This window comes from Arthrobacter sp. Dra40 (assembly GCF_059091905.1).
This window is the reverse complement of the sequence record NZ_JBNHHB010000068.1, coordinates 1-26,796: the sequence shown is the minus strand read 5'-3', so window position 1 is coordinate 26,796 and position 26,796 is coordinate 1. Positions and strand designations below refer to the sequence as shown.

25 protein-coding genes are annotated in these 26,796 nt (G+C 67.0%); 13 read left to right on the top strand and 12 right to left on the bottom strand.

Features of this window, described 5'->3' with window-relative positions; translation table 11 throughout:
• Positions 1 to 385 precede the first annotated feature (385 nt).
• Together thiD and AC5RWT_RS21455 are read right to left on the bottom strand one after the other, a co-directional pair.
• Complete coding sequence (gene thiD / locus AC5RWT_RS21460) at positions 386 to 1,219, bottom strand: bifunctional hydroxymethylpyrimidine kinase/phosphomethylpyrimidine kinase (RefSeq protein WP_494081922.1); 834 nt, start codon at positions 1,217 to 1,219, stop codon at positions 386 to 388.
• Between the two features lie 202 nt (positions 1,220 to 1,421).
• Positions 1,422 to 1,871, bottom strand: coding sequence for a hypothetical protein (locus AC5RWT_RS21455; protein ID WP_494081921.1), 450 nt, complete (start codon positions 1,869 to 1,871; stop codon positions 1,422 to 1,424).
• A 254-nt stretch (positions 1,872 to 2,125) separates the two neighbouring features.
• Here AC5RWT_RS21455 and AC5RWT_RS21450 point away from each other — a divergent pair, with 254 nt between their 5' ends.
• A complete protein-coding gene (locus AC5RWT_RS21450; RefSeq protein ID WP_494081920.1) occupies positions 2,126 to 2,836 on the top strand; it encodes a queuosine precursor transporter in 711 nt (236 codons plus the stop codon).
• On the opposite strand, the gene AC5RWT_RS21445 is transcribed toward AC5RWT_RS21450, so the two are convergent.
• The gene (locus AC5RWT_RS21445) at positions 2,800 to 3,036 is read right to left on the bottom strand and encodes a hypothetical protein (protein ID WP_494081919.1); all 237 of its coding nucleotides are present in this window, start codon (positions 3,034 to 3,036) and stop codon (positions 2,800 to 2,802) included. The genes AC5RWT_RS21450 and AC5RWT_RS21445 overlap by 37 nt on opposite strands.
• A 358-nt stretch (positions 3,037 to 3,394) precedes the next feature.
• On the opposite strand from AC5RWT_RS21445, the gene AC5RWT_RS21440 reads away from it, so the two are divergent.
• The 3 genes from AC5RWT_RS21440 (at position 3,395) to AC5RWT_RS21430 (ending at position 5,084) form a co-directional block, all read left to right on the top strand.
• A complete protein-coding gene (locus AC5RWT_RS21440) occupies positions 3,395 to 4,108 on the top strand; it encodes a TetR/AcrR family transcriptional regulator C-terminal domain-containing protein (protein ID WP_493969690.1) in 714 nt (237 codons plus the stop codon).
• A 266-nt stretch (positions 4,109 to 4,374) separates the two neighbouring features.
• Entirely contained in the window at positions 4,375 to 4,770 is a 396-nt protein-coding gene (locus tag AC5RWT_RS21435) for a GNAT family N-acetyltransferase (protein ID WP_493969691.1), read from the top strand.
• A complete protein-coding gene (locus AC5RWT_RS21430) occupies positions 4,767 to 5,084 on the top strand; it encodes a hypothetical protein (protein WP_494081918.1) in 318 nt (105 codons plus the stop codon). The genes AC5RWT_RS21435 and AC5RWT_RS21430 overlap by 4 nt, the downstream gene beginning before the upstream one ends.
• 124 nt (positions 5,085 to 5,208) lie before the next feature.
• On the opposite strand, the gene tgt is transcribed toward AC5RWT_RS21430, so the two are convergent.
• A complete protein-coding gene (gene tgt, locus AC5RWT_RS21425; protein ID WP_494081917.1) occupies positions 5,209 to 6,468 on the bottom strand; it encodes a tRNA guanosine(34) transglycosylase Tgt in 1,260 nt (419 codons plus the stop codon).
• A gap of 275 nt (positions 6,469 to 6,743) precedes the next feature.
• On the opposite strand from tgt, the gene AC5RWT_RS21420 reads away from it, so the two are divergent.
• Positions 6,744 to 7,826: an FUSC family protein gene (locus AC5RWT_RS21420; protein ID WP_494081916.1), complete on the top strand. Its 1,083-nt coding sequence runs from the start codon at positions 6,744 to 6,746 to the stop codon at positions 7,824 to 7,826.
• A gap of 109 nt (positions 7,827 to 7,935) precedes the next feature.
• Here the strand turns inward: AC5RWT_RS21420 and AC5RWT_RS21415 are convergent, their stop codons facing one another.
• Positions 7,936 to 8,706 (bottom strand): SRPBCC family protein, encoded by a 771-nt coding sequence (locus AC5RWT_RS21415; RefSeq protein WP_494081915.1) that lies wholly within the window; start codon positions 8,704 to 8,706, stop codon positions 7,936 to 7,938.
• 56 nt (positions 8,707 to 8,762) lie between these two features.
• Entirely contained in the window at positions 8,763 to 9,665 is a 903-nt protein-coding gene (locus AC5RWT_RS21410; protein WP_494081914.1) for a DUF6707 family protein, read from the bottom strand.
• Positions 9,666 to 10,045: 380 nt separating this feature from the next.
• Here AC5RWT_RS21410 and AC5RWT_RS21405 point away from each other — a divergent pair, with 380 nt between their 5' ends.
• On the top strand, positions 10,046 to 10,297 hold the full coding sequence (locus tag AC5RWT_RS21405) for a hypothetical protein (protein WP_494081913.1): 252 nt from the start codon (positions 10,046 to 10,048) through the stop codon (positions 10,295 to 10,297).
• Between the two features lie 76 nt (positions 10,298 to 10,373).
• Here AC5RWT_RS21405 and AC5RWT_RS21400 read toward each other — a convergent pair whose 3' ends face one another.
• Together AC5RWT_RS21400 and AC5RWT_RS21395 are read right to left on the bottom strand one after the other, a co-directional pair.
• The gene (locus AC5RWT_RS21400) at positions 10,374 to 10,913 is read right to left on the bottom strand and encodes an NUDIX hydrolase family protein (protein ID WP_493969698.1); all 540 of its coding nucleotides are present in this window, start codon (positions 10,911 to 10,913) and stop codon (positions 10,374 to 10,376) included.
• Positions 10,914 to 10,945: 32 nt separating this feature from the next.
• Positions 10,946 to 11,755 (bottom strand): VOC family protein, encoded by an 810-nt coding sequence (locus tag AC5RWT_RS21395; protein ID WP_494081912.1) that lies wholly within the window; start codon positions 11,753 to 11,755, stop codon positions 10,946 to 10,948.
• 76 nt (positions 11,756 to 11,831) lie between these two features.
• Between AC5RWT_RS21395 and AC5RWT_RS21390 the strand changes: the two genes are divergently transcribed.
• Positions 11,832 to 12,422 (top strand): YdeI/OmpD-associated family protein, encoded by a 591-nt coding sequence (locus tag AC5RWT_RS21390; protein WP_494081911.1) that lies wholly within the window; start codon positions 11,832 to 11,834, stop codon positions 12,420 to 12,422.
• Positions 12,423 to 12,464: 42 nt separating this feature from the next.
• Here AC5RWT_RS21390 and AC5RWT_RS21385 read toward each other — a convergent pair whose 3' ends face one another.
• From AC5RWT_RS21385 to AC5RWT_RS21370, 4 genes are all read right to left on the bottom strand, one after another.
• On the bottom strand, positions 12,465 to 13,556 hold the full coding sequence (locus AC5RWT_RS21385; RefSeq protein WP_494081910.1) for an ABC transporter ATP-binding protein: 1,092 nt from the start codon (positions 13,554 to 13,556) through the stop codon (positions 12,465 to 12,467).
• Between the two features lie 25 nt (positions 13,557 to 13,581).
• Positions 13,582 to 15,165 carry an ABC transporter permease gene (locus AC5RWT_RS21380; RefSeq protein WP_493969702.1) on the bottom strand — a complete coding sequence of 528 codons (1,584 nt, stop codon included), beginning with the start codon at positions 15,163 to 15,165 and terminating at the stop codon, positions 13,582 to 13,584.
• A 51-nt stretch (positions 15,166 to 15,216) separates the two neighbouring features.
• Positions 15,217 to 16,257, bottom strand: coding sequence for an iron ABC transporter substrate-binding protein (locus tag AC5RWT_RS21375; protein WP_494081909.1), 1,041 nt, complete (start codon positions 16,255 to 16,257; stop codon positions 15,217 to 15,219).
• 134 nt (positions 16,258 to 16,391) lie between these two features.
• Complete coding sequence (locus tag AC5RWT_RS21370; RefSeq protein ID WP_494081908.1) at positions 16,392 to 17,723, bottom strand: glycoside hydrolase family 76 protein; 1,332 nt, start codon at positions 17,721 to 17,723, stop codon at positions 16,392 to 16,394.
• Between the two features lie 211 nt (positions 17,724 to 17,934).
• On the opposite strand from AC5RWT_RS21370, the gene AC5RWT_RS21365 reads away from it, so the two are divergent.
• The 6 genes from AC5RWT_RS21365 to AC5RWT_RS21340 all read left to right on the top strand — a co-directional run bounded on the left by AC5RWT_RS21365 (position 17,935) and on the right by AC5RWT_RS21340 (position 26,507).
• Positions 17,935 to 18,711 carry an SDR family NAD(P)-dependent oxidoreductase gene (locus AC5RWT_RS21365; protein WP_494081907.1) on the top strand — a complete coding sequence of 259 codons (777 nt, stop codon included), beginning with the start codon at positions 17,935 to 17,937 and terminating at the stop codon, positions 18,709 to 18,711.
• 211 nt (positions 18,712 to 18,922) lie between these two features.
• Complete coding sequence (gene ppc, locus AC5RWT_RS21360) at positions 18,923 to 21,772, top strand: phosphoenolpyruvate carboxylase (RefSeq protein ID WP_494081906.1); 2,850 nt, start codon at positions 18,923 to 18,925, stop codon at positions 21,770 to 21,772.
• A gap of 520 nt (positions 21,773 to 22,292) precedes the next feature.
• A complete protein-coding gene (locus tag AC5RWT_RS21355; RefSeq protein ID WP_494081905.1) occupies positions 22,293 to 22,979 on the top strand; it encodes an HD domain-containing protein in 687 nt (228 codons plus the stop codon).
• Positions 22,980 to 23,081: 102 nt separating this feature from the next.
• A complete protein-coding gene (locus tag AC5RWT_RS21350) occupies positions 23,082 to 23,876 on the top strand; it encodes an IclR family transcriptional regulator (protein ID WP_493969708.1) in 795 nt (264 codons plus the stop codon).
• 158 nt (positions 23,877 to 24,034) lie between these two features.
• A complete protein-coding gene (locus tag AC5RWT_RS21345; protein ID WP_494081904.1) occupies positions 24,035 to 25,309 on the top strand; it encodes a cytochrome P450 in 1,275 nt (424 codons plus the stop codon).
• A 4-nt stretch (positions 25,310 to 25,313) separates the two neighbouring features.
• Positions 25,314 to 26,507: a PEP/pyruvate-binding domain-containing protein gene (locus AC5RWT_RS21340; RefSeq protein ID WP_494081903.1), complete on the top strand. Its 1,194-nt coding sequence runs from the start codon at positions 25,314 to 25,316 to the stop codon at positions 26,505 to 26,507.
• Positions 26,508 to 26,796: the final 289 nt, after the last annotated feature.

Below are 26,796 nucleotides of genomic sequence, written 5' to 3'. Positions count from 1 at the left end.
CCTGGTTCCCGCGACTGCCCCGCCTGGACGCGGAGACCGCCGTCCAGACCGTCTGATCCAACCTGCTTCAACCGCTCACGACGGCGGTGCCCACCCCTATGGGGCTTGCGAGCCTTGAGGGGTCGGGCACCGCCGTCGAGCATTTAAGCTAAGCGCCGAGCCGCCCCGGCCGCCGGCGGGCAGGCAAAGGCACCGGACACCGCCGTCGAGCAGTTAAGGCCGCCGCCGGCCGCCGGCGGGCAGGCAAAGCTACCAGACACCGCCGTCGGGCATTTAGATTAAGCGCCGAGCAGCCCCGGCCGCCGGCGGGCAGGCAAAGCCACCGGGCATGGCCACCGGCACGGCGGCGCAGCCAAGGAAGGCTGCCGCGAAGGTCAGAAACGCGTCAGGACCGCGCGGCGCCGCCCTGCCAGAGGGCGTCGAACGGGGCATGGGAGGAAACCCGGGCTTTGATGCCCTTCGTGACGAAGTCCTTGGCGGTTTTGGCAGCTTCCAGCGGGGTCGAGCCCTTGGCCAGTTCGGCCGTCACCGCGGCCGCCAGGGAGCAACCGGCACCGGACACGGCCACTTCGCCCACCTTTGGCGCCGACAGCACTTCGAGGGTGTCGCCGTCATAGAAGACGTCCACAGCGTCCGGGCCTGCCAGGCGTACCCCGCCCTTGGCCAGCACCACGGCGCCGGAAGCCTCGTGAATGAGTTTCGCGGCCTGCTTCAGGTCCTCGACATCGTTGATCGTGATGCCGGAGAGCGATTCGGCTTCGAAGTGGTTGGGCGTGACAAACGTGGCCAGCGGCAGCACCTGGGCCTTGAGCGCTTGGTCCGTGTCCAGCGCGTGGCCGGGTTCCTGCCCCTTGCAGATGAGCACCGGGTCCAGCACGATGTGGTCCCACTCCTGGTTCTTCAGTGCCGCCGCGACGGTGTCGATGGTGGCCGGCGAGCCGAGCATGCCCAGCTTGACGGTCTTCAGCGAGCCTTCATAACAGGTTTGGATGGCCTCCAGCTGGTCGGCGATGACGCCGGCGTCCACCGGAACGAAGCGGTGGTTCCAGTTGTCCTTCGGATTGAAGGACACAATGCAGGTCAGGGCGGTGATGCCGTACGTGCCCAGTGCCTGGAAGGTCTTCAGGTCGGCTTGCGCGCCCGCGCCGCCCGTTGCTTCGGAGCCGGCGATGGTCAGCGTGATGGCGGGCCGGTTGGTTTCGGTGGTGGAAACAGACATGCGCCCATTTTCCACCGACACACCTCCTGATCCTAATAACGACGGCGGTGCGTCTCCTCCGCGCGCCGGCTTGCTCCGCCCGCAGGCTCGCTTGGCGCAGACTCCCTCCGCCCGCAGGCTCGCTTGGCGCAGACTCCCTCCGCCCGCAGGCTCGCCTCGCGGCGTCCTCCGGAGGGCCGCGGCTGCTCGTGGACACGGTACGTCAATGGAGGTCCATCATTCCCCATACGCTGAGCCGGCCGAGCGCTGCCGCCAGCCCGATCAGTACCGCCAGTTCCAGCGTGCCGAGCGGGTCGCCGCTGGAGAGCGAGACCAGGATCAGGAACGAGGCCGTGGTCATGACCGCAAAGAACGCCAGCACGTGCAGCCACTGGTTGGCCACCGGCCGGAGCAGCAGACCCAGCACAAAGGCAAGGGGGGCCCCGATGACCAGCCCGACGCCGCCGGCGTAAAGTCCGACGACCAGCGCCAGAACTGCCGCCGACGCAAACTGGTGCCAGTTGAGCGGGCCGCCGACCAAGGTGAGCAGCAGGGCGCCCGATGCGAACACAGAAATGGCCACGAGGAACCCAACGACGAACGCCCCGAACCCGAACGTCACCCGGTGGCGCGGGTTGTACTCTTCGAAGTCCTCAGGTTCGGGCTGGCTCATACAGCCAGAATAGGGCGGCAGTCGCGCGCCACGGGCAGCCGGCGTGCGGTCCCGGCGCCGGAGCGGGGCCGGGGGCAACCGTTGCCTGATTCGCGGAAGCTGCGGCCGTGGAACAACACCGCCCGCCGCGTGGGAGAATGGATGGCGGTCCGGGTGGCAGACGGGCCCACTAGTGCTAATACAGCGGACGTTTCCAAGGCACCACACGGTGCCATGCGTTGCGCGAACCACTACGACAAGGGTGAACACCACTGATGACTGAACTGCAATCCCGGACGCCTGCCCGCTACGCCTCGATCGGCAGCCCTTACTTCGGCATCATGCTCGCCGTGATGGCGGTGGTCCTGATCCTGTCCAACATCGGCGCCTCCAAGGGCGTGGTGCTGGGGCCGATCATCACCGATGGCGGGTTTTTCCTGTTTCCGCTGGCCTACATTCTGGGCGATGTGATCAGCGAAGTCTATGGATTCAAGGTGGCTCGCAAGGCCATCTTTACTACCTTCGCGCTGTCGGTCTTCGCCTCGCTCTGCTACTGGGTGATCATTGCCCTGCCTGGCTTCGACGACGACTTCGGGCAGATGAAACAACAGTCCCTTGAAGGCGCACTGGGCCCGGTGCCGCTGATCGTGCTGGCCAGCCTGCTGGGTTTCCTGGTGGGCCAGACGCTCAACTCGTGGGTGCTGGTGCGCATGAAGGAACGTTTTGGGGAGCGCCGGCTGTGGGCGCGGCTGATGGGCTCGACCGGCGTCGGCGAATTCGCGGACACCTTGATTTTCTGCTCCATCGCCGCCTCGGTGATCGGCATCGGCGACGCCCCCACGTTCATCAATTACGTGGCCGTCGGTTTCATCTACAAGACGTTGGTGGAGTTCCTCTTCGTGCCCGTGACAACCGCGGTCATCGGCTGGGTGAAGAAGAACGAACCGTCCTACAGGGTGCTGGCGCCGAACTCTTCCACAGCCTGATCGTCGGCCAGGATCTGGACCTTTTCGGTGAGCTCCGACGGAGACAGGTTTGCTGCCCCGCTGATCTCGGCCGGAGCTGCTCCGGCCTTCATGGCTTCGCCGATGGCGGAGGCCAGGATTGTTTCCGCCTTGTCCATCTCGCCCTGGAGTGTTTCCACAGCTGCCGATGCGGTCCAGACTTGCTTCAGGTGCTCATCCATCGCTCTATTCCTATCTCGCCGAGGGACGTTTTGGCGGCCCTGGGCGTGTCAGCATCGATGATGCGTAGCTCCCCAGGTCCTGTCTGCATCGGTGATGCAGAGTCCGGAGCCCGGGAAGCCCCAGCTTACAATGTAAGGTCCCACGAATCGAGCCCGGAGGCCTTATGCCGGCGACTTTTCTTCCCACAACTTTTCCTGACGTCGCCAACGGCGGCAAAACCGCGGGTAACCGGGGCAAATCACGCACTTCCCGTACGGGATTCGCCCACGAATAAGGCGGTCATGTGGGCGGCACCGGAGGACAGTCTGAATGCCGGAGCGTAGGGTGGTGCGCAAACGCAGGAGGGAGGAGCGGGCAATGGTGGAACCTGGAACATCTTCGGCGGACGACGAAGACCAGGCCGGTGCCGATAGGCAGCGTCTGGACCGACAGCGGATTCTCGAGGCGGGCGCAGCGTTCATAGAGAAGCATGGGGTCCGCCAACTGAGTATGCGGCGCCTCGGCGCGGAGTTGGATGTCGAAGCCATGTCGCTGTACCGCTACGTACCGTCGCGGGAGAATCTGCTCGACGGCATCGTGGACATAGTGATTGATGAGTTGTACGGCGACCCCGAAGTGTACGTCGAGCCGCGCCACGGGTGGCAAGACTATATGCTGCGGCTGGCCCACGGACTGCGTCGACTGGCGGTTAAGCATCCGCAGGTATTCCCGTTGATTGCCACACGACCCACTCAAGCCCCATGGGTGCAGCCGCCCTTGCGGAGCCTGCGCTGGGTGGAGTCGTTCCTGAAGGCGATGACGGACGCCGGGTTCAGTAACGAGAAAGCAGTGGAGGCCTACCGGGCTTTCAGCAGCTTCCTGATCGGCCACTTGCTGCTGGAAGTAGCTGCGCGCGGCGCTGATGTTGGTCCGCTCGAGGACACTAACCCGCGGCCGTCCCGGCAAGCCGACCTGACTGAGTATCCGCTGTTGCAGGAACTGCAGGACCTATTGTCGGAGGACCGTTCGAAGCAGGAATTCGAAGCGGCGCTGGACGGGCTGCTGGACCGCTTGGAGGGCCAGTTGACGTGATCCCGCTTGGTCTGGGGACGCTGGCAACGAAGGGCCGGAGCGGCAGTGCCGCGCCAGGTCCGAGCCACTCATGAAGCAAGCCGGGTCCATGCCGTAAACGAAGCGATTTACCTCCGCCACTTTGCAGATCGATGCTAAGCATGCTTTGCTTACATCGTAAGCATGATTATCGTTCAGCACGGCGCCGCCGGGGCTGAAGTCCCCATCACCGGGGCCGGGCAGCATGTGCCGGCGTCTCCGGCAGGGGACGCTAAGTGAGGAGAGGCATGCAGGTAATACGCGACAACTACGACGCATCGCGCTTCGACGCCTACGTTGATGGAGAAGTAGCGGCGTCGCTGCAGTACAAAATCCAAGACGGTGAAATCTGGCTCCTCAAGATCGAAGAAGACCGTTGGCACCGTGGACTTGGGCTGGCCGATAAATTGGTACGCCGGGCATTGGTGGAAGCACACCGGCGCCGCCTGCGGGTGCTGCCCTTCTGCCAGGAAGCCCGCCAGCAGGTCTTCAATCATCCAGTATTCCTCCGGCTGGTGCCCCAGGATCAGCGTCAGCGGTTCCACAAGTCTTGGGCGCTGGAGAGCAAGTCCGGGGCGCGGCGCCGGCGCGTGGCGACGGGCGCAGTGCGAAAACCGGCAGAGGCCAAGGCGGCGGCCCGATGAGTGGCAAACTCGGGGTGACGGTCCGGGTCGACTTGGAATGCTCTGCGGCGCACATCGAAGTACGCGGCCTCGTCGACGAGCGGAACGTACTGGCGCTGTACTCCTTGGCCAAGCGGGCGAACGCGCTGGCCGCGGGACTGCAGATAACCCTTGACCTGCAGAATGCCTTCGTGGATGCCGCCGTTTTGGCGCACCTGCAGGAATGCGTCCAGACAGGCGCACTGCCCTCCCATGCCGATCCGGCGCAGTCCGAGTGCCGGCTGGAGATCCTGGCGCCGACCACGGAGCTGTCAGACGTCGCCCTGGCTGCCTGATTCCTCCCTCGCTTCACAGACGCGCAAGGCCGCCGTCGTTCTCAAGGACGACGGCGGCCTTCCGCATCTAACGACGACGCCGCCGTTTCCGCCAGGAGCAAGCACAGTGGCGCCGCGGCCCGGCTCAGGCGTAGTAGCGGCCCAGTACCTCGGCCTTGAAGTCGAAGAACGAGCCGTCGTCGATCGCCAGCCGTGCGTCGTCAACGAGTTTCACGGTGAAGCGCTCGTTGTGGATGGAGATCAGTGTGTGGCTGACCATCTCGTTCGCCTTGTGCAGGTGGTGGATGTAGGCGCGGGTGTAGTTGGCGCAGGTGTAGCAGTCGCAGCCGTCCACTAAGGGCGTGAAGTCCAGTTTGAACCGGCGGTTGGACAGATTCTTGCGGCCGTCCGGGGTGTAGAACGCCGAGTTCCGGGCCACCCGTGTGGGGGAGACGCAGTCGAAGGTGTCTGCGCCGTTCTCGATGGCCGTGAAGATGTCATCGGGTTCAGAGATGCCCAGCAGGTGGCGGGGCTTGTCTTCCGACAGCTCCTCGGTGCACCAGCGCACGATCGTGCCCAGGTTCTCCTTCTCCAGCGCGCCGCCGATGCCGAAACCGTCGAAGTTCATCGATCCAAGATCCCGGCAGGCCTTGCGCCTCAAATCCTCGTACTGGGCGCCCTGAATGACGCCGAAGAGTGCTTGGTAGGGCCGGTGCGACCGCTCCTCGGTGAGGCGCTCGTGCTCGGTTACGCACCGCTCGGCCCACCGCCGGGTGCGTTCCAGTGACTCCTCCTGGTAGCCGCGCGAGTTCATCAAGGTGGTGAGCTCGTCGAAGGCAAACATGATGTCGGCGCCCAACTGGTGCTGCACCTGCATCGAGATTTCCGGCGTGAACCGGTGCTTGTCACCGTTAAGGTGCGACTTGAACCAGACGCCGTCGTCGTCCACATGGGCCAGGCGTTCCTTGCCCGGTGCCACCTGGTCGTCGGAACCGCTGCCGGCCGCGGCAGCATCCATGGTGATGACCTTTTTGAACCCCGAGCCCAGGCTCATCACCTGGAAGCCGCCGGAGTCAGTGAAGGTAGGGCCGTCCCAGTTCATGAACTTGCCCAGTCCGCCGGCCTCGTCGAGTACGGCCGCTCCGGGCTGCAGGTACAGGTGGTACGCGTTGGCCAGCAAGGCCTGGGCGCCGAGCTCCTTCATGGACTCGGGCAGTACGGCTTTGACCGTGGCCTTGGTGCCGACGGCGATGAAGGCGGGGGTCTGTATCTCTCCGTGCGGGGTGGTGATGGTCCCGGTGCGGCCCTGGAATCCACCGCCGTTATCCTCCAATCGGGCAGGGGAGGGGCTGGCGGTGTCGGCCAGACGGCGGCCGACGCGGAAGGAAAAATCAGACTGGGGCACCCCACCATTTTGCCTTACCGGACGGGAGCACTGCGCCGCACCGGCGGGGGAGCGCGCGCTGTCGGAACCTGCCGCCCCGGCCCACGGTGCCGGTATGGGCTGGCGCACATCCGGTTGTCGCTTCCCGCACAGAATAGCGGTTGCCCAAGGCAACTACTTTAGAGTTTAAGCTTCGGCCGTCTCGAGGCCCGGGTGATCGGCCCGAGCCTGGAGCGGAGAAGAATCACCGCAGGACCTCTGGTCAGCCAGCGACGGACAGGAGCAACGTAGATACAGTGGACAACCAGAAAACCGGCAGCATGGTGGCACAGCACGTGCGCGAGTTCTTCCGGGTGGGGCCGGCACGCCAGGACCATATTGTGGCCACACGTTGCGGGGTCACGGTGGGCCTGCCGTTGCTGGCTCTGCTGGCCCTCGGCCGGTTTGACCTGATGGTTTTTGCCGCGTTCGGCGCCTTTACGGGAATCTACGGGCGCGGCGAAGCGCACGGGATCCGGCTGCGGCATCAGGGCCAGTTTGGCGTGTTGATCCTGCTGGTCATGTTCTGTGGCGCGCTGACTGCCCTGGCGGACCCTGGACCTTGGGGCATCGTGGCCGGCACCACCGTCGTCGCAGGACTGTGGTCCGTGGCTGTTAACTATTTCCGCCTGCGGCCTGCCGGGGTCATTTTCTTCACGTTCGGTTATGCGGCCATCGGCTCCATTCCGCCGGCCGCGCCGCTGTGGCAGGCCATGCTGACGGGCTTGATCAGCGTGGTGCTTGCCATGCTGGTCGGGATCAGCAGCCGCCTGGTGCCGGCTTGGCGGACCTCCATGGCGCCGCCGCCCAAACAGGAACTAACCGGCGAACACTGGCGGGAGTTCGGTGTCGAAGCAGGCGCGAATGCCGTTGCTGCACTGGCCGCCGGGAGCCTGGCCACGGTGGTGGGGCTGGGGCACAACTACTGGGCCATGGTGGCTGCCGTCGCCCCGATCGCCGGTCCCAGCCTGGCCCAGCGCGTTAACAAGGGCGTGCACCGCATCCTGGGCACCTTTGCCGGCGTGGCAGTAGCCGGGATGCTGCTGGCCCCGCATCCGGCACCGTGGGTGCTGGTGCTGATGGTCGTCGTACTGCAGTTCGCTGCCGAGATGTTCGTGCTGCGCCACTATGCGCTCGCGCTGATCTTCATCACGCCGTTGGCGCTGATCATGACCGAACTCGCTGCCCCCACCGACCCCCAGGAGTTGATGGTGGACCGGGCGTGGCAGACAGCCATCGGTGCGCTTGTCGGGCTGGGCCTGGTGTACTTGATGCACCAGCGCACCCTGCGCATCAAGAACCGGCGGCGTTTCCTCCGCAAGCAGCGCGGCGAAGGGTAGCCACGGCAAAGAGTAGCCGCGGCGAAAGCCAGCCGCGGCAAAGGCCAGCCGCGGCGAAGGCCAAGCGACCCTTGCCACCGGTGCGCTGGACTGCCGGCTGCCGTGGGGCCTATTCGGCCACTGCTCCGGTCGCGCTTCCGACCACCAGCGGGTCGGCGCCGGGCAGAGCAGTGCTGCGCCACGCCTCCCAGACGTCCCGGATTTCGGCCAGGCGTCTGGCACCGAGGCCATAACAGCTGATCAGCACCTGGCTGCCGCCCTCCGGCCGTCCCTCCGGATGCGACGGCGTCGTCGCCACGATCAGCAAGCCTCCGCCGTGGTCGGCATAGGAATCCACTGCCAAACCGATCTGGCGTTCGGACCGGAACCAGACCTTGCCGGAAATGGCCTCACCGGTGGCAAGCGTCGCAGAGTACGACTCGCCCGGTTCCGGCAGGCCGTCCAGGCCGAGGCTGGCGAGCAATCCGCCCGGCGGCAGGGAGTCCGCGCCAAGATAGGTCGTCTGGCGCGGGTCGTTCGGGTGCCGCTCCAGCGCGAACCGCAGTTGCTGCAGGAAAGTCAGCCAGCCTTCGCTGACGTCTTCCCACCATTCATCCGATTGCTCGCCGGAGGCCAGGCCCCGCTTGAGGGTCAGTTGTACCCCGTCGCCCGCAGGCGCCAGAACGAAGGCGTCGCCGTTGCTGAGCGTCAACTGTTGGTGGTCTTCGCTTTCCGTGGCGTCGGTGAAGTAGATGTCCCGAATCTCCTCATCCAGGCCCTTCATGTCCCAACCGTGCCATCGCGCAATGTATCTGGGCTCGCGCAGCATGATCCACACCTGGCGGGCATCCGCGTTGATATGGACGCTCAGAGGATCGGGAGCGGCACCGCTATCCGTCATGCGGCCGACTCTACCCCCGGGCTGCAGGGGTGGCCAGAGCGCGGAGGAAGGGGCCTTCAGTTGCGTTGCTGGGCGTCCAATGCGCGGATTGCCACCAGTTCATTGCTGATCCGGCGGTCCAATTCGGCCGGCTCCAGAGTCTCCGATCCGCCGTGCGTGCGCAGATACAACAACGCGGTCAGCCGCAGATCGCGCCACTCGCGTTCAGCCGGGTGGTCGGCCGCAGCCATCGCGCGGTGGATTTCCTTGTCGTAGAGCTTCGGTTCATTCAACTGCCGCTGGCGGACCTCGGCATTGACCTTCGCGCGGAAGGGGTCGTCATCGGCGTCGTCGGGGCTGCGCAGAGTTTCCGCCAACCGCAGGGCCTCCTCGCGGTCGCCCTCGTCGTCGGACTCCCGGAGGATGTAGGCGGCCATGGCCAGTGCCGACTCGATCCATTTCCACCGGCCGAAGTTGCCATCGAAGGGCTGATCGATGATCAGCCGGCAAACCGTGAGCGCCCGGTCACGGTCGTCCAGTTCCACGAATAAAAGGTGCGCCAGGTCCCGCACATCCTGCAGGTGGCTGCCGGCCTTCGTATTGAGCCCGCGGCTCAGGCGGGCGGCCAGTCGCTGGATCCGGGCGTTGCGCGGGTGCGCGCGGGCCACTGCGACCACCACCGCTTCGGGAGTGCCCTCCTCGGCGGGGATCAGCTCGGTATCATCCAGCAACGCTCCCGGCAACGACGTGGGCCTGCGGGAGGAAGCAATGCGGATGCGCGATCCGTAGGCAATGCGCACCTGGCTGCCGTCTTCCAGCGAGGCCACCACCAGCGCCGGGGTGCCGAAATCATCAGGTACGACGGCGGTGCCCGCCACAGGCGACGAACGCTCACCGGAACGGGTCAGGAACCGGGCTCCGGCTGCGACCACCTCGGCCTTGACATGGTGGATGTATGTCTCCGCCTGCTGTTCCGTCATGGGTAAATCCTTAGTCACGCTCGCGATCGTCAGAACAGTATATGAATCCGTTATCTTTCCGGTGGGAGGTGCGGCGCGGTGTCCCGTGCGTCGACGTGATGAAACGATGGATTGTGAGGGGTATCTCCTTCGCTCCCTGCAGCGGGAATAGGTCCGGCAGCCAACCCGTTACTTTGGCACTGGATACTGCGGGCCCAATTTATTCGGTATCCGGATCGGGATTGAGGACCGAAAGTGACCTCGATCGCCGGTAGCGTCGCAGACATCGAAAAGTTCCCGCCGGGACAGCGTGGTTCCCGCCGGGCAGTGTTTCGCTTGTTCTTCTGCCGAAGCACACCAACGCACAGCAGCCGTACGTTTTGTGAAAGCTGAATGCAGCCATGAGCATCTTTTTTGCGCCCGAAGCCCGCACCGGCCACGCGCCGGCCCACATCGCCGTCCATCCCGAGCAGTTCCGCAGCCGGAGCAGTTTGACCGTGCTGCTGCGCGCCGCAGGCCTGGTCCTGACAGACCTGGCCAACCGCCGCAGCCAGCGGCCGGTGACCCTGAGACGGCTGCGCTACCAGGACCAACATCAGGAGCAGTCCCGGGACCTGGCCGCCCAGATGTACACCTGGATGCTGCCCAGATAGAGGCTCGGGACCCCAGCGGAGGACAGCCAGCCAGTGGGTGGCCGCCGGCCGACGATTTCCGGTACCAGTCTGGCGGTCAGCGGCACCAGCCTGCGTGCGCCAGCGCCTGGCGCAGCAGATTGCCGCGGCCGCCGACAAATTCGGACTGAACCGACGGGCCCAGGGCATCCTCGGGCGTCATCCAGCTCAGTTCCAGGGCATCTTGGCGCGGGTTGCATTCTCCGGTGACCGGGATAACGTAGGCGAGCGCCACCGCGTGCTGCCGGTCATCGGTCAGCCCGGTTTCGGACGGCGACGGGAAATACTCGGCCACGGTAAACGGCACAGGGCTGGCCGGCAGCTGCGGAAAGGCCAGCGGTCCCAGGTCCTTTTCCAAATGGCGCAGCAGGGCGGCGCGGACCGTCTCGCGGTACATCACGCGGCCGGAGACAAAGCTGCGTACCATCTCGCCTTGATCGGAAGCCTGCAGCAGCAGTCCGATCTCCGTGACGTATCCCAGCGAGTCCAGTCGGACCGGCACCGCCTCTACATAGAGCATCGGAAGGCGTTGCCGCGCCTCGTGCAGATCCTCGTTGGACAGCCAGCCGGAATACGGGTCGGGGGTGCGTACACTCATGTACTTGTTCTACAGCACCGCTGCGAGGCCAGTCACGCCGGGCGCTCCGCATGGCGCGTCCGACCGGCGGTACCGGCCAGCATTTCCGGCACTGTGCGTCCATCGATGCCGGTGTTTCCGGACGGACCGCGCGGCCGGGCCCTGAACAGCAGATGCTCCGGCGCGGCCGGTGCCGCCTTATCGGGGTTGTCCGCCAAGAGCGTCTGGCCATCGGCCTCATCCGCCAGGGTGCAGCCAATACCGGCGGCGGTGAGGCGGTCCCGCAAGGCCGCGAGGTCGTCGTCGTACTCAAAAGACAGCATTAGGCGCTCCGGCGCACCCTCGGCCACGACCACCAGGCCACCGTTCTTCGCCGCGAAGTCAGCCCAGTCGCCGGCATCTCCGCTGAACCGGGGGTGGGCGCCGATCCCGGCCAGCGTGGCCGCGGCGCCCGGCACGTCGGGGGAAACCCAGACCGCCATCACAGCCAGCGTCGGGTCCGGCTGGTCCGGCCCGGGATGGCTACCGTACGACGACGAGGCGGGGTCGGCCAGGAAGCTGAAGCCCGACGGCGCCGTGATCCTGGCTGCGGGACCCAAGCCGGAATCCTCGATCCCGGCTTGGGTCCCGTCGGCGACCGTGCGGCGGACGAACTCGTCAAGGTCGCGGACCTCGAAGCCCAGATCCACGTGGCCGTCCGTGTCTGCCCCGGCGTCCACCTGGTGCAGAGCCAGCCGGCCGGACGCCGCATCGAACTCCAGCCAGGCGCCGTGGTCGGCCGAGCAGACGAAGCCTGCAGCGGTCAACAAGTCGCGCCACGGCTCAATCCGGGCCGTGGACACTACGGGGCGTACACGCAGCATCTGCGTTCTCCTTCGGTAAGAGGTGATACTCAAGAAACTACTAGACGGCGGGGCCATGCCGTGCTGGCATAGGGGCATGCCTGCGGAACTGCCGGAATTGTTGTTGCCCGACGCCGCCGCGTGGCGCGCGTGGCTGGAGGAAAACCATGGCGTTTCGTCCGGCGTTTGGTTAATCCTGCACAAGAAGGGCGGTAAGGTGACGGCGCTGGATTATGCGGGAGCCCTTGAAGAGGCGTTGTGTTTCGGCTGGATCGACGGCCAAACGAAGCGCCGCGATGCGGAAAGCACCTTCCAGCGGTTCACTCCGCGCGGCAAGCACAGCATCTGGTCCCAGCGGAACGTCGGGTACATCGAGCGACTGGAACAGGCCGGCAAGATGCACGAGGCCGGCAGGGCAGCGGTGGCCGAAGCCCAGGCAGACGGCCGCTGGGCGAAAGCCTACGCCGGTCCGGCCACGGCCGAGGTGCCTGCGGACCTGGCGGCCGCCATCGCCGCTGTCCCAGAAGCCCAGGCGATGTTCGATGTGCTCACGTCGCAGAACCGGTACGCGCTGATCCACCGGCTGAACCAGCTGAAGACAGACGCGGGCCGGCAGCGCCGGATTGCGGCCTTTGTGGACATGCTGGCCCGGCACGAAGCGCCGTATCCGCAGCGGAAGAAACCATAGCCTTCAGCCCTGCCGGCTCTGGTGCTGCCCGGTCCCGCCGGCTCACGCGGGGAAGGCCACGCCTTCGCCAATGACCCGCAGGTACAGCTCCGAGCCGGGCTTGGTCAGGGTGGCGTTCCAGTGCCGGATAGTGATGGTCTGCCGGTGGTCGCCGCTGCCGGCGGGGCCATGGAGTGCCAGCTTGACCGTGACTTCCGGACCGAAAAAGTCCGTTTCGAGGACCGTGCCCCTGATATTGCCGCTCTCGGCGATGCGGATCTGCTCCGGGCGGAGCATCAGATGCACCTTGCCCTGGCAAGTAGGACGCCGGACGGGAATGCCGCCGAGGGCGCAGATGGCCAGCGAACCCTGAAGATCCGCGTCCAGGATCACCGCATCGCCGAGAAACTCAGCGGTTTCCCGGTCGCTCGGCCGGGTATAGACGACGAAGGGGTTGCCAATCTGTGCGAGTGCCCCGCGGCGCATGATGGCGACCTGGTCGGCGAAGGAGAGCGCCTCGCCCTGGTCGTGCGTGACCAGGATCGTGGTGACACCGGCGGCGGTGAGGGTGTTGGCGACGGCCTTGCGGGTCGCCACGCGCAGGCCGGCATCTAGGGCGCTGAATGGTTCGTCCAGCAGCATCAGTTCAGGTTCCCTGGCCAGTGCACGGGCCAAGGCAACGCGTTGCTGCTGGCCCCCGGAGAGCTCGTCGGGCCGGCGGTCGGCGTATTCGGCCTCCAGGGAAACCATGGCCAGCAGTTCCGCCACCCGGTCCCGAAGAGCCTTGCGGCCTGCGAACTTACGCCGGTCCAGACCGAAGGCAATGTTCTGGCCCACGGCAAGGTGCGGGAAGAGCGCGCCGTCCTGGGCGACGTAGCCCACGTTGCGCTGGTGTGCTGGAACCAGTGAACCGCCCCCGGCCACCACCCGTCCGTCGAGTTCAATGGTTCCGGAGTCGGGGGCTTCGAAGCCTGCGATCAGCCGCAACAAGGTGGTCTTGCCGCTGCCCGACGGCCCGACCACCGCCGTCGTGATTCCCCGGTGCACGGAAAGGCTCACACCGCGCAAAACCTGGACGCTGCCGAAGTCCTTGGTGACGTCTTTAACGATGAGGTGGCTGTCCGGGGTAGGGGTATCAGCCGAGGCCGGGCTCACGGTAGCGCTTCCTTCCAGGCGGGAGTCATTGGCCGGCCGCCTTCTGCGACTGGGTGTACAGCAGGTAGGTCATGGGCAATGAGAGCAGGATCAGGATCAGGGCATAGGGGGCGGCACCGCCGTAGTCGATCTCCGAACTCAACGACCAGAACCGGGTGGCCAGCGTGTTGACTCCGGTCGGTGCGAGCAGCAGCGTCGCGGTCAGCTCATTGGCGATGCCGAGGAAGACCAGTGCGGCACCGCCGGCAGCGGCCGGAGCGCTCAGGCGAAGGGTCACACGGAAGAAGGTCTTCAGCGGAGAAACACCGAGTGATTGTGCAGCCTCTTCGAGTTCATGGGGCGCCTGGGCCAGCCCGGCGCGCAGGTTGACCAGCGCCCGGGGCAGGAACAGCAGCACGTACGCGGCGATCACCAGTGGCACCGTTTGGTACAGCGGACGCAGGTAGCCCACCGCAACGGTGACGAACGCGAGCGCCACGACGATGCCGGGCATCGAGGAGGTGATGTAGTTGGTGCCTTCCAGCAGTTTGGTGAACCAACCCGGGTGCCGGACGGCAAGCCAGGCGATGGGAAAAGCCAGGACCACGGTCAGCAGCGCACCGGTGAGGCCGAAGCCAAGGGTTTGCAGCAGTGTGTGCCCGATCTCGGGCAGGTCCCAGATGCCCGGGCCGCCGGCGATCAACCAGCGCACCACGTTGGCCAGCGGAACGCCCAGCGCCAGCCCAGCCAGGACCAGGACGCCCACCACGGCCGCGGGCCGGTAGCGGCCAAGCGGCAGGACGGGCGGACGGCTGGCAACTCCGGAGCCGATCCGGGCGTACCGGGCGGTGCCGCGGATCCGCGACTCCAGCAGCAGCAGCGACAGGCAGAGCAGCACCAGCACGCTGGCCAGCATGTTGGCCGCGGCGCCGTTGAAGGTGGACTGGTACTGCTCCATGATCGCCGTGGTGAAGGTATTGAACCGGATCATCGAGAAGGCACCGAACTCGGCCAACAGGTGCAGGCCCACCAAGAGCGCGCCGCCGGTGATCGGCAGCCACAGCTGCGGCAGAATGACCCGGAAGAAAGTGTGCCAGCGGCCCAAACCCAGCGAGGCAGCGGACTGTTCCAGTGCCGGGTCCATGCGGCGCAGCGCGGCCGCGGCCGGGATGTAGACCAGCGGGTAGTAGGAGAGCACCGAAACCAGGGTTCCGCCGGCGATCCCGCCCAGCGAAGGGATGGTGCTCACCCACGCATAGCTGTTGACGAATGCGGGCACCGCGAGCGGCGCGGCCAGTACCAGCGACCAGAACCGGGCTCCGGGGAGCTGGGTCCGCTCGACCAGCCAGGCCGCGGCGATCCCGATGATGATGCTCAGCGGGACCGTGGCCACCACCAGTCCCACTGTATTGACCAGCAGCTCACCGACCCGGGGCCGGAAGATCAGTTTGGCGGCCGTGTCCCAGCCGGTGGTGACAGTCATCACGACCACAAAACCGAGCGGGACCAGGGTCGCCAGGGAAATAATGACGGCGGCCGCAACAGTCGCGGCCGGAGGGCGCGAAGAAGTGCCTCCGGCCTTGGGCAGAGGCACGCGGGTTTTGCTGGAGGAGCCGGTAGCCGGGGTCATCAGACCCCGGCTACCGGATGGGAAGAATTCACCGCTACAGGTTACTCCCGGCTAGAGCAGCCCGGCGTCGGTCATCAGTTCGACGACCTTCTGGCTGTTGAGCTTGGCCGCGTCGACCGGCGGTGCCTGCAGTTCCTCAAGCGGGACCAGACCCTTGCGCGGAGCGACGTCCTTGCCCACCGGGTACTCGTAGTCCTCACCGGTGCCGAGCAGTTCCTGACCCTTCTTGGACGTGATGAACTCCAGGAACTGCATGGCCTCGTCCTGGTGATCCGAAGACTTCAGCACGCCGCCGCCGGAGACGCTGACAAAGGCGCCCGGATCCTCGTTCTTGAAGTAGTGCTGGGCCACGTTGCCCGAGTTCTCCCCGGTCTTGGCCTGGTCCGCCGCGTAGTAGTAGTGGTAGATGACTGCCCCGTCGACCTCGCCGCTGTTGACGGCCTTCATGGCCGCTCCGTTCTTCGGGTAGATCTTGGCGTTCTCCTTCATGGCCTTAAGCCAGTCGGAGGTGGCCTGCTCGCCCTTGAGCTCCAGCATCGCGGACACGATGGCCTGGAAATCGGCGCCGCCGGGGGCAGCGCCCCACTTGCCGGCCCACTTGTCGTCGGCCAGATCCATGATCGATGCCGGCAGGTCGCCTTCCGAGACCGCGTCCTTGTTGTAGACGAAGACCGTGGAGCGCGCCGCGACGCCGGTCCACATGTTCGACGACGGCCGGTACTGTTCGGGCACGTTCTCCTGGACCGCGGGGGAGATCTCGGTGAACAGCCCGGCGTTCTCCACCTGGGTCATGGCGGGCGAGTTCTCCGTGATGAACACGTCAGCGGGTGAAGCATCGCCTTCCTGGACAATCTGGTTGCTCATCTCCGTGTCGCTGCCCTGCCGGACGTTGACCTTGATGCCGGTCTCGGCCGTGAACTCATCTACCCAGGCCTGGGTCATGGACTCGTGCTGCGCGTTGTAGACGGTGATTTCATCGGCAGCGGCTGCGGAACCCTCCGGTGCCGAGGCCCCGGAGCCGCAGGCGCTGAGGGTCAGGGCTGAGACGGCGGCGAGGACGGCAACGGAAAGCTGCGGGCGGCGGAACTTCATCAAAGGCCTTTCGGTACGTTGGCACGGCGGTCCCCAGCCGCTGGTGCCACTGGGAAGTAAGGCAAGCCTTAGCTTGCCTAGCTATTGTGTACTGCCGCACACGGATTACGCAACATGACCGTTGCGTAATGACATCAAGCGCAGAGTGCGGCCGCTTCCAGCACCATCCACGCCTGCAGTTGGGTGGAAAGTTCGACGCCGGTGCCCTGCCCGCCCGCGCCGGTCCCGCCGGAGCCTGTGCCTGTGCCGATCCCGCCGGTGGGCTGCCCGCCCGTGCCGGTCCCGCCGGTGCGCTGCGTGCCGGTGCCGGTCCCGCCCATAGCCAGCCAGCCGGTTGGGGCCGCGGGGACCGCGGGAACCGCCGGGTCGGGGGAGAACACCAGGACTTCCCAACGGCGGTGGTTCTCGATGGCCCGTCCCGCCCAGAATGCCTGAGCCGTGTCGGTGACCATCCGGGCGGCCAGTTCCCGCACGTGGGCGGGCAGTTTGTCTGACTGGGTGGCCTGAGCAAGGTAGCGGGCCAGGATCCCGGTGAACAAACCGCCGTCGCCGTTGCCGTGCGTGCGCAGGACCAGTGGTCCGTCCGGCCCGCGGTGCTGCCCGGCTGCCGGGTGGACGACAGGTGCTGTCTCCTGTGAAGCTCGGGGCGTCTGGACCAGGCCCTCCGCTATCCCTTGCACCAGCTCGGCGGCCCGCTTCAGGTCGGCGTCGCGGCCGACTTCCAGCAGTGCCCCCAGCACCGGCCCCTGGTTGTACGTGTAGAGGTCGTCCACCCGAACCGGTTTCCCGCCGATGATCCGGACGCCGTCGAGGTACAGCCGCAGCTTTGGTTCATACAACGTCGCATCCAACCAGTCCAGCAGCCGGGCGGCCTGCGCGGAACCGCCGGTGCGGGCCAAATACAGCGCCGCAGGTGCCGTGGCGGGTGTGTTCTTGAAGTCTCTGGCGGTGTTCCAGAACAGGCCGCCGCCCAGGTCCGGGGTGTGCGCAGACTCCAGCTGGGGCAGCAGCCGGCGGCCGGCAGCCCTGTTGCGAAAGCGCGGCTTGCCTGCCTCGGCGGCCAGCGTGTCCAGCCGTTGCGCAGCCAAGGCCAGCCAGGCCATGTCGTCGTAGTAGGAGTTGGTGAAGCTGAAGCCGTTGCGCCAGCGGATGGTGCGCAGCAGCCGCGCGGCGAGACGGCCCGCGCTCGGCCCGTTGCCGCCGTCGTAATGCTGGTCCCGGTGCAGCTCCCGCCAGCCGGCATCCACCAGACAGTCCAAAAAGTGCGCCTGCCACCAGTAGTGCCACGGCCCCGCCCAGCCCGCCCGCGGCCGTCGCACGGCACCCACCAGCGTGAAAGGCAGGCCCAGCAAAGGCTGGCCGAAATGGCGGACGACGGCGATGGCCGCCTCGTCCGCGCGGCCGGCCGCTAATGCATGGGGTGGTGGGCGGAAGGCTCCGCCGCCGCCGTCGGGCCGGGTGCGCATGTGAACCAGCCTAACGGCGGATTCGGAGGCGGCACTGCCCATCCCGGCGGTTCTTCACTGCTGGACACGCCGGGGAACGCTACGGGTGAGAAGCCCAGAGCCCCGGGGTGCACTCAGTGTGCGCCCGGCCACACTAGGCTGAGGTTGCTCACTGCTGCCGGGAGACAGGCAGCAGGAGGGGGCAGGTATCGAGGACCCTAAGGAGGATCCAGTGGAGGTTGCCGGAACCGTAGCGCTGATCACCGGCGGAGCATCAGGACTGGGCGCAGCGACCGCCCGCCGGCTGCATGCCGCCGGTGCGTCAGCGGTGCTGATGGATTTGCCCGGTTCGCAGGGGGAAGAGCTCGCTGCCGAGCTCGGAGACCGGGCCGTGTTCGCGGCGGCGGACGTGACCAATGCTGACCACGTGCAGGCCGCGGTGGACCGGGCTGCGGCGTTGGGCCCGCTGCGGATTGTGGTCAACTGCGCCGGAGTGGGGACGCCGGGCAAGGTGCTGGGCCGTGACGGGGTGCTGCCGCTGGAAGCGTTCACCAAAGTCGTGGAGATCAACCTGATCGGCACCTTCAACGTGATCCGGCTCGCCGCCGCAGCCATGGCCGCAACCGAACCGGTGGAAACCGACCTGGGCGGGCCCGAACGGGGCGTCATCATCAACACCGCCTCGGTGGCGGCCTTCGACGGCCAGATCGGCCAGCCTGCCTACGCAGCTTCCAAGGGCGGAGTGGCGGCGATGACCCTTCCACTGGCCCGGGAACTGGCCCGCTCGCTGATCCGCGTGGTCACCATCGCACCCGGCATTTTCCAGACGCCGATGATGGCCGGACTGCCGGCCCAGGCACAGGAATCGCTGGGCCAGCAGGTGCCGCACCCATCCCGGTTGGGCCGGCCCGAGGAATACGCCGAACTGGCAGCCCACATTGTGGCCAACGCGATGCTCAACGGCGAGACCATCCGGTTGGACGGTGCCATCCGGATGGCGCCCAAATAACGTGCCACCCGGATGACACCCATGTAGACGTGTGGGCGGGCACCAAGGTGCATGGTGGCGGTGTGAGCTGGAGGTGAGCGCCGCCGGCGGTGACGTGCCCGCGGACAGGGCGCTGCCGCCGTCGTACGCTTGAGGAGGATGCCGGGCCCGGCTGCGGCATCCGTCCGGCCGGTGAACACCGGCACCGCCCGCAGGACGCGAGAGGACACGCATGCTCCACGCCGCCCGCGAACGGGACATCGACGCGAGCCTGCGCGCCGACGTGCGCCGGGTGAGCACGCTGCTGGGCGAATCATTGGCGCGCCAGCACGGGCCGCAGCTGCTGGACCTCGTGGAACAGGTCCGGCTGCTGACCAAGGAGTCCAAGGAAGCCGCCCGCGGCGAGGGTGAGGCGACCGGACCGTGGACCGCCCGCGACGTGATCGATCAGGTCCGCGAACTGCTCGCCGGACTGGACGTGGGCGAGGCCACCGATCTGGTGCGGGCCTTCGCCTTCTACTTCCACCTCGCCAACGCCGCCGAACAGGTGCACCGTGTGCGCCAATTGCGCGCCCGGCCGGAGGAAGACGGGCAACTGCTGCGGACCGTCTCCCAGATTGCCGACGAAGCCGGGCCCGAAGCCCTGCAGCACACGGTCAACCAGTTGGACGTGCGGCCGGTCTTCACCGCGCACCCCACCGAGGCGTCCCGCAGGACGGTGCTCGACAAGCTGCGCGCCATCTCCGACATCCTCTCCACCACGACGGCGGAGGGCAGCACGGCGCGGCGGCGCCAGGACCGGCGCCTGGCCGAGATCATCGACCAGATGTGGCAGACGGACGAGCTGCGGCAGGTGCAGCCCAGTCCGGTGGACGAGGCGCGCAACGCCGTCTATTACCTGGGCAACATTCTCAACAACACCATGCCGGAGCTGATGGGGGACCTGGCCGAACTGCTGTCCGAACACGGCGTGAGGCTGCCCGCCAACAGGGCCCCGCTGCGCTTCGGCTCGTGGATCGGCGGTGACCGGGACGGCAACCCGCATGTCACCGTGGACGTGACGCACGAGGTCTTCCGGCTGCAGAACCAGCACGCGGTGCGGATCAACATTGGCTTTGTGGACAGCCTCATCGCGGTGCTCTCCAACTCGACGACGATCGTGGCCGCCAGCGGCGAGCTGCTGGAATCCGTGGCCCGGGACGTGGATAACCTGCCGGGCCTGGACGCGCGGGTGCGCGAGCTAAACGCGAACGAGCCGTACCGACTGAAGCTGACCTGCATCAAGGCGAAGCTGCTCAACACGAGCGCCCGCATCCGGCGCCGGCTTCCGCATGAACCGGGGCGGGACTACAGCTCGACGGCCGAGGTGCTGGCCGACTTGGCGCTGATCGAGCGGTCCCTGCGTGCCCACACCGCGTCCCTGGTGGCCGACGGGTCGCTGGCTGCAGTGCGCCGGGCGGTATCCACCATCGGGCTGCACCTGGCCACTCTGGACTTCCGGGATAACGCGCGCAAGCACCACAAGGCGGTCGCGGCGCTGCTCGCTGCCGGGGGTGCGCTGGCCGAGGGCGCAGCTCCGGAAAACTACATGGACCTGGCGCCCGGTGCCGGGGCCCAAGGGGAAAACTACCTGGACCTGGCGCCCGGTCGGCGGCAACAACTGCTCTCGTCGCTGCTGCTCGCGCCAGGGCCGCTGGCACCGCCGTCGTCGTTGAAAAAGAAGCGTGCACGCACGCTGGAGGTTTTTCACGCGATTGCGGAGGCGCTGCGCCAGTACGGCCCCGACGCGGTGGAGACCTACATCGTGTCCAGGGTGCGCGGCGCTGACGATGTGTTGGCGGCCGCCGTGCTGGCACACCAGGCGGGACTTCTGACCTTGGCCGGATCCGAACCGAAGGCGCTGATCGGGTTCGCGCCGCTGCTGGAAAGCGTGGAATCCCTGCGCAGCGGCGGGCAGATCCTCGACGACCTGCTCTCGGATCCGCAATACCGCCGGATCGTGCGGCTGCGCGGCGACCTGCAGGAGGTCATGTTCGGGTACTCGGACTCCAACATGGAAGCCGGCGTCGCCACCAGCCAGTGGGAGATCCACAAGGCCCAGCTGGTGCTGCGGGACGTGGCCGCACGGCACGGGGTGCGGCTGCGCTTCTTCCATGGCCGCGGCGGGTCAGTGGGCCGCGGCGGCGGGCCGACCTACGACGCGATCCTCGCCCAACCCAACGGCGCGCTGGCCGGCGAGATCAAGTTCACCGAGCAGGGCGAAGTCATTTCGGACAAGTACACGCTGCCGGAGCTGGCCCGGGAAAACCTGGAGCTGGCGCTCGCGGCCGTACTGCAGGCGTCCGCGCTGCACCAGGAGCCGCGGACCTCGGAGGCCGAACGCGGCCGCTACCACGCGGCGATGGAGGTGATCTCCGGTGCAGCCTACGATCGCTACCGATCGCTGGTGGAGCACCCGGACCTGCCGGAATATTTCCGGACGTCCACTCCGGTGGAGCAGCTGAGCACGGTCAAATTCGGTTCCCGCCCGGCCGACCGGACCGACGCGGACACCACCGCCGGTCCGGGGCTGGGCAAGCTGCGGGCCATCACCTGGGTGTTCGGCTGGACCCAGTCGCGGCAGATCGTTCCCGGCTGGTACGGCGTGGGCAGCGGCCTGCGTGCCGCCCGGGCCGCCGGACTGCAGCCGCAGCTGCGCGAGATGATCAGCAACTGGCACTACTTCCAGTCCTTCATCTCCAACGTGGAAATGACGTTGGCCAAGACCGACCTGGACATTGCGGCGCATTACGTCTCCACCCTGGTGCCGGGGCCGCTGGGGCACCTGTTCGACGACATCCGCGCCGAGTATGAGCTCACCGTAGCCGAAATCCGGAAGCTGACCGGCGAAAACGAACTGCTGGACAACCAGCCGGTGCTGCAGCGCTCGCTGGACATCCGTGACCAGTACCTTGACCCGATTTCGTACATGCAGGTGGAGTTGCTGCGACGGATCCGGACCTCGGAGCCGAATGACGCATTGCAGCGGGCCATGCTGATCACGGTGAACGGCATCGCCGCCGGGTTGCGGAACACCGGCTAGCGGGGGCGGCGCTGGCCGCGGCCTGTGGGACGGGGCTTGGCGGAAGTTACAGGGCAGGGCAAGCGGCAGGCCGGGCCCGCGCGGCGGCAGGCCCGGGAGGGGCCGGGCCCGCGCGGCGGCCATGGGCGAGGCTGATGGTCCCTTCACTGCGAAAACTGTCCAACTTCAGCACGAATTGTCCATGTTTTAGCCTCCCTACCCCCGCCTGACAAGGCAAGATGCTGAGGCGTCCGGCAAAACATGGACAGTTTTGGTGTGTCGCTTCGCCCCCCGCCGCCTTCCGGGCCCTTGCCTCCGGGCTCCTTGACACGGGGCCGGTGGACGCTGGGCCTTACACGGGGGCCGAGAACGCCGGTCCCTGACGCCAGGTCCCTGACTCCGGGGCCGGGGGACGCCGGGAATGGCGCCACCGCCTTGACGCCGGGCTCCCCGCCCCGCCCCGCCGGCCTCGGCTCCCGGGGCTTCCGCCCAGCGGAACCGTGCGGTTGCCCGCGGGACGAATGCTCGCCATGCTGTGGGCATGACCAAGCTGCAGCCTTCCGCGAACCTGTTCGGCCACGACGTCGCCGCCGCCATCGAGGCCGGACCCGACGGCGTAGTCAACCTCGCCCCGCAGCTGGCCCGGATGTGGGAACAGGCCGCGCCCTTGCTGGCCGTGCGCGACAACGACGCCCACACGCTCTACGCCTTCGGCCTGGCCCAGGCCATGCTTGCCGCCCACCCGGAGGCCGATGCCGGCGTTGTCCTCCCTGCTATCCTGCTGCACGACATCGGCTGGTCCCAGGTGCCGCCGGACCAGGTGCTCGCCGCCATCGCTCCGGGCGGCGGCCGGCCCGATCTGGTCTTGCTGCACGAGAAGGAAGGCGCCCGCCTGGCGGCCGGCATCCTCGAGGACGCCGGCCACGACCCAGCGCTGATTCCGCGCATCCTGGAGATCATCGACGGGCATGATTCACGTCGGGAAGCGCTCTCGATCGAGGACGCGATCGTCAAGGACGCCGACAAAACCTGGCGGCTCAGCCCGCACGGCGTCGACACCGTGATGGAATGGTTCGGGCTGGACCGCGGCCAGGCTCTTCGGCTCTGCAGCCAGCGCGTCCTTGGCCACCTCTTCACCGAGGAGGCCAAGGCCATGGCCCGCGCGCTGTCCGCATTGGAATCGGTGACATTGTGGCCGCAGCGCCAAGGGCTGCTGGCCGACGGCTAGACTCGTTTTCGGTCGACTGCCGCAGCGGCTGCGAAGCACCGCGGCGCCGACGACGGCGGTGCCCGGCTTCGCGGGCCCGTCTGCGGAATTCGGGAGGCAGCTATGGCCGGCGGTAGCCGAGATCCGGGACGCACTGTCACGTCCCGCGTTCTGGCCATCCTGGAAGCTTTCGAACAATCCCGCAGCGCACTCAGCCTGACCCAGATTTCCGAGAGTTCGGGCCTTCCGCTGAGCACCACGCACCGCTTGGTCTCGGAGCTGACCGACTGGGGCTTCCTGTCCCGCGGTGCAAACGGCCGCTACCAGTTGGGCATTCGCCTCTGGGAACTCGCGCAGAACGCCGGCCGCCAGCTGCGCGACGCCGCGCGGCCGTTCGTGCAGGATCTGTTCTCGCTCACCGGTGAAACCTCGCAGCTGGCGGTCCGTGAGGGCCACGAGGTTCTGTACATCGAGCGCATCTACGGCACCAAACGCGTGCCCCGCGCCTCGCGGGTGGGCGGCCGGCTGCCCATGCACGCCACCGCCGTCGGGAAGGTCATCCTGGCGTACGAGGAGGAGTGGGTGCGCACCGCGTACCTGAACCGGCAGCTGGAACGACCCACCGCCCACACCCACGTGGTTCCCGGACGCCTGGCCGAGGAACTGGTCCAGATCCGCGAGCAGGGCTACGCCACCACGCTGGAGGAAGTCCGGCTCGGCTCCTGCTCCATCGCCGTGCCGGTCTTCCACACCGGCCGGATCGGGGCCGGGCTGGGCATGGTGCTGCTGACATCGCAGGCGGCGACCATGACGCGGCACCTGCCGGCGCTGCGGGGTGTCTCGACGCAGATCGAACGGGCCACCGCCCACATTCCGCTCGAATCCCTGCTGGGCAGCCATACCGCGCGGAAAACCTGAGCGGCCCGGGCATCGGGACGAGACGCTAAGCACTATTCGTTTCCACTCAGTGGAAGCGCTGGGTGTGCTGCACGGCGTGACGTGGGCAACACTGGAGTTTGATCCACCCGCCAGGGCCGGAAACGGCACCGGCGGGAGCCGACCCCAAGGAGTTCCAGATGTCATCCTCAACCGAAACGGCAGCTTGTCCGTTCGGCCACGGTGCCAAGGCCCCGGCCGGACACCACGGCTACGAGCCGTTCCAGATGAAGGACCCGTTCCCCGCCTACGCCGAGCTGCGGAACGAACAGCCCGTCATGTTCGACGAGCGGGTCGGCTACTACGTGGTCTCCCGCTACGACGACATCAAGGCGGTGTTCGACGACTGGGAGACCTTCTCCAGCGAGAATGCCCAGGCACCGGTACGCCAGCGCGGCCCGCAGGCCACCAAGATCATGGCAGACGGCGGCTTCACCGCATACTCGGGGCTTTCCGCCCGCCGCCCGCCGGAGCACACCCGGATCCGGGCCGTGGCCCAGAAGGCCTTCACCCCGCGCCGTTACAAGGCGCTCGAGCCGTTCATCCGGCAAAACGTCGTGGACCAGATCGAAGCCATGCTGGCCAACCCGGAGCGCCGCGGGGAATTGGTGAAGGACCTGGCCTACACCGTCCCCACCGTCACGATCCTGACGCTGATCGGCGCTGACGTCTCCCAGGTGGACACGTTCAAGCGCTGGTCCGATTCCCGCGCGGCGATGACGTGGGGTGACCTGAGCGACGAGGAACAGATCCCGCACGCCCACAACCTGGTGGAGTACTGGCAGGAATGCCTGCGCCTGGTTCGTGTCGCCCACGCCGAAGGCGGCGACAACCTGACCGCCGACCTGGTCAAGGCCCAGCAGGAGGGTGCGGAGATCAGCGACCACGAGATCGCGTCGATCCTCTACTCGCTGCTGTTCGCCGGGCACGAGACCACCACGACGCTGATCGCCAACTCGTTGCGCGTGCTGCTGGCTCGTCCGGAGCAGTGGCAGCAGCTGGTGGAGGACCCGAAGAAAATCCCTGCAGCCATCGACGAAGTGCTGCGCTTCTCCGGCTCGATTGTCGGCTGGCGCCGGAAGGCGCTCAAGGACACCGAAGTCGGCGGGGTCAAGATCCCGGAAGGCGGCGAACTGCTGCTGCTGATGGGCTCGGCCAACCGCGACGCCGCCCGCTTTGACGACGGCGAGGAGTTCGACATTTCGCGCGGCAACGCCCGCGAACACCTGTCCTTCGGCTTCGGCATCCACTACTGCCTAGGCAACATGCTGGCCAAACTCCAGGCCAAGATCGCCCTGGAAGAGGTGGCACGGCTCGCCCCGAACCTGAAGCTGGAGAACCCGGAGAACATCGAGTTCCGCGAGAACATCTCCTTCCGCGTCCCCGAAACCGTCCCCGTCAGCTGGGAGGCCTGAAACCATGCACAGCAACGAATTCATCCAGTTCTTCGACGGCGGCATCGAGCCCAAGCTTGAGAACCTCGGCGGCAAGGGCGCGTCCCTGGTCACCATGACTTCCGCCGGCATGCCGGTGCCACCGGGATTCGTCGTCACCACCGCCCAGTTCGACCGCTTCATGCAGGAAGCAGGCATCACCGAGGACATCCACCGGCTGCTGGCCGGGCTGGACCCGGAAGACATCGCCCAGGTCGACGCCGTCTCGGCCTCCATCCGGGAAGACATTTGTTCCCGCCCGGTTCCGGCCGACATGCGCGCCCAGACCATCGAGGCCTACGAGGCCCTGATGTCCCGTTTTGATGCGCCGGTGCCGGTGGCAGTGCGTTCATCCGCCACCGCGGAGGACCTGCCGGATGCTTCCTTCGCGGGCCAGCAGGACACCTACCTGTGGCTGGAAGGCTTCACCGCCGTCGGCGAACACATCCGCAGCTGCTGGGGGTCGCTGTTCACCTCGCGCGCCATCATCTACCGGCTGAAAAACAACATTCCGAACGAGGGCCTGTCCATGGCCGTGGTGGTGCAGAAGATGGTCAACGCCAAGGTCTCCGGCGTTGCCATGACCCTGGACCCGGCCAACGGCGACCGCTCCAAGATCACCATCGACGCGTCCTACGGCGTGGGCGAAATGGTGGTCTCCGGGCAGGTCACGCCGGACAACATTGTGCTGGACAAGGTCACCCTGGCACCGGTCGCCGAGCACCTCGGCGACAAGCACGCCGAACTGGTGCCGGACGCGGCGGCCCGCACGCTGGTGGAGCGCGAGGTCGACGCGGAGCGGCGGGCGCGGCGCAGCCTGACCGACGACGAGCTGCTGGCGGTGGCGCGGATGGCCAAAAGGGCCGAGAAGCACTACAAGTGCCCGCAGGATATTGAGTGGGCGCTGGATAAGGACCTGCCCGACGGTGAAAACCTTCTGCTGCTGCAGTCCCGCCCCGAGACCGTGCACTCCTCCAAGCGCGCCGCATCTGCGACGACGGTACCGGGAAGCGGCGGCTACGCCGCATCCCTCGGCGCTGTTCCGGCCACGACGGCGCCCGCCGCTGCCGGGAACCCGGCCGGTGCAGGGAACTCCGGTGCCGCCACCAACACCGGAGCCCCCACCGGCGGCTTCAGCCTGGGCAGCATCACCGCCTCGCTGTTGAAGCCGTCCGCCTGACCGTTCCGCACCCAACAACTGCCCCACCCGTTCCACCGCTTTACCGCAAGGTTCCACCGTTCCACGAACCGTTCACTGAAGGCTCGCCGTAGAGCCGCCACCGAAAGGACCGCCATGTCTATGAAGTCCTTCCCGAAGCCCTCCGAACTGCCGGTTCCCGCCGGCGCCGAAGGCTGGGAGAAGATCTACCCGTACTATCTGGTGTTCCAGGACAAGCTCAAGGAACAGGAAGACGCCAAGTTCTGGTTCTGCGACAGCCAGCACTGGCCCACCGTCTACAAGCCGTTCG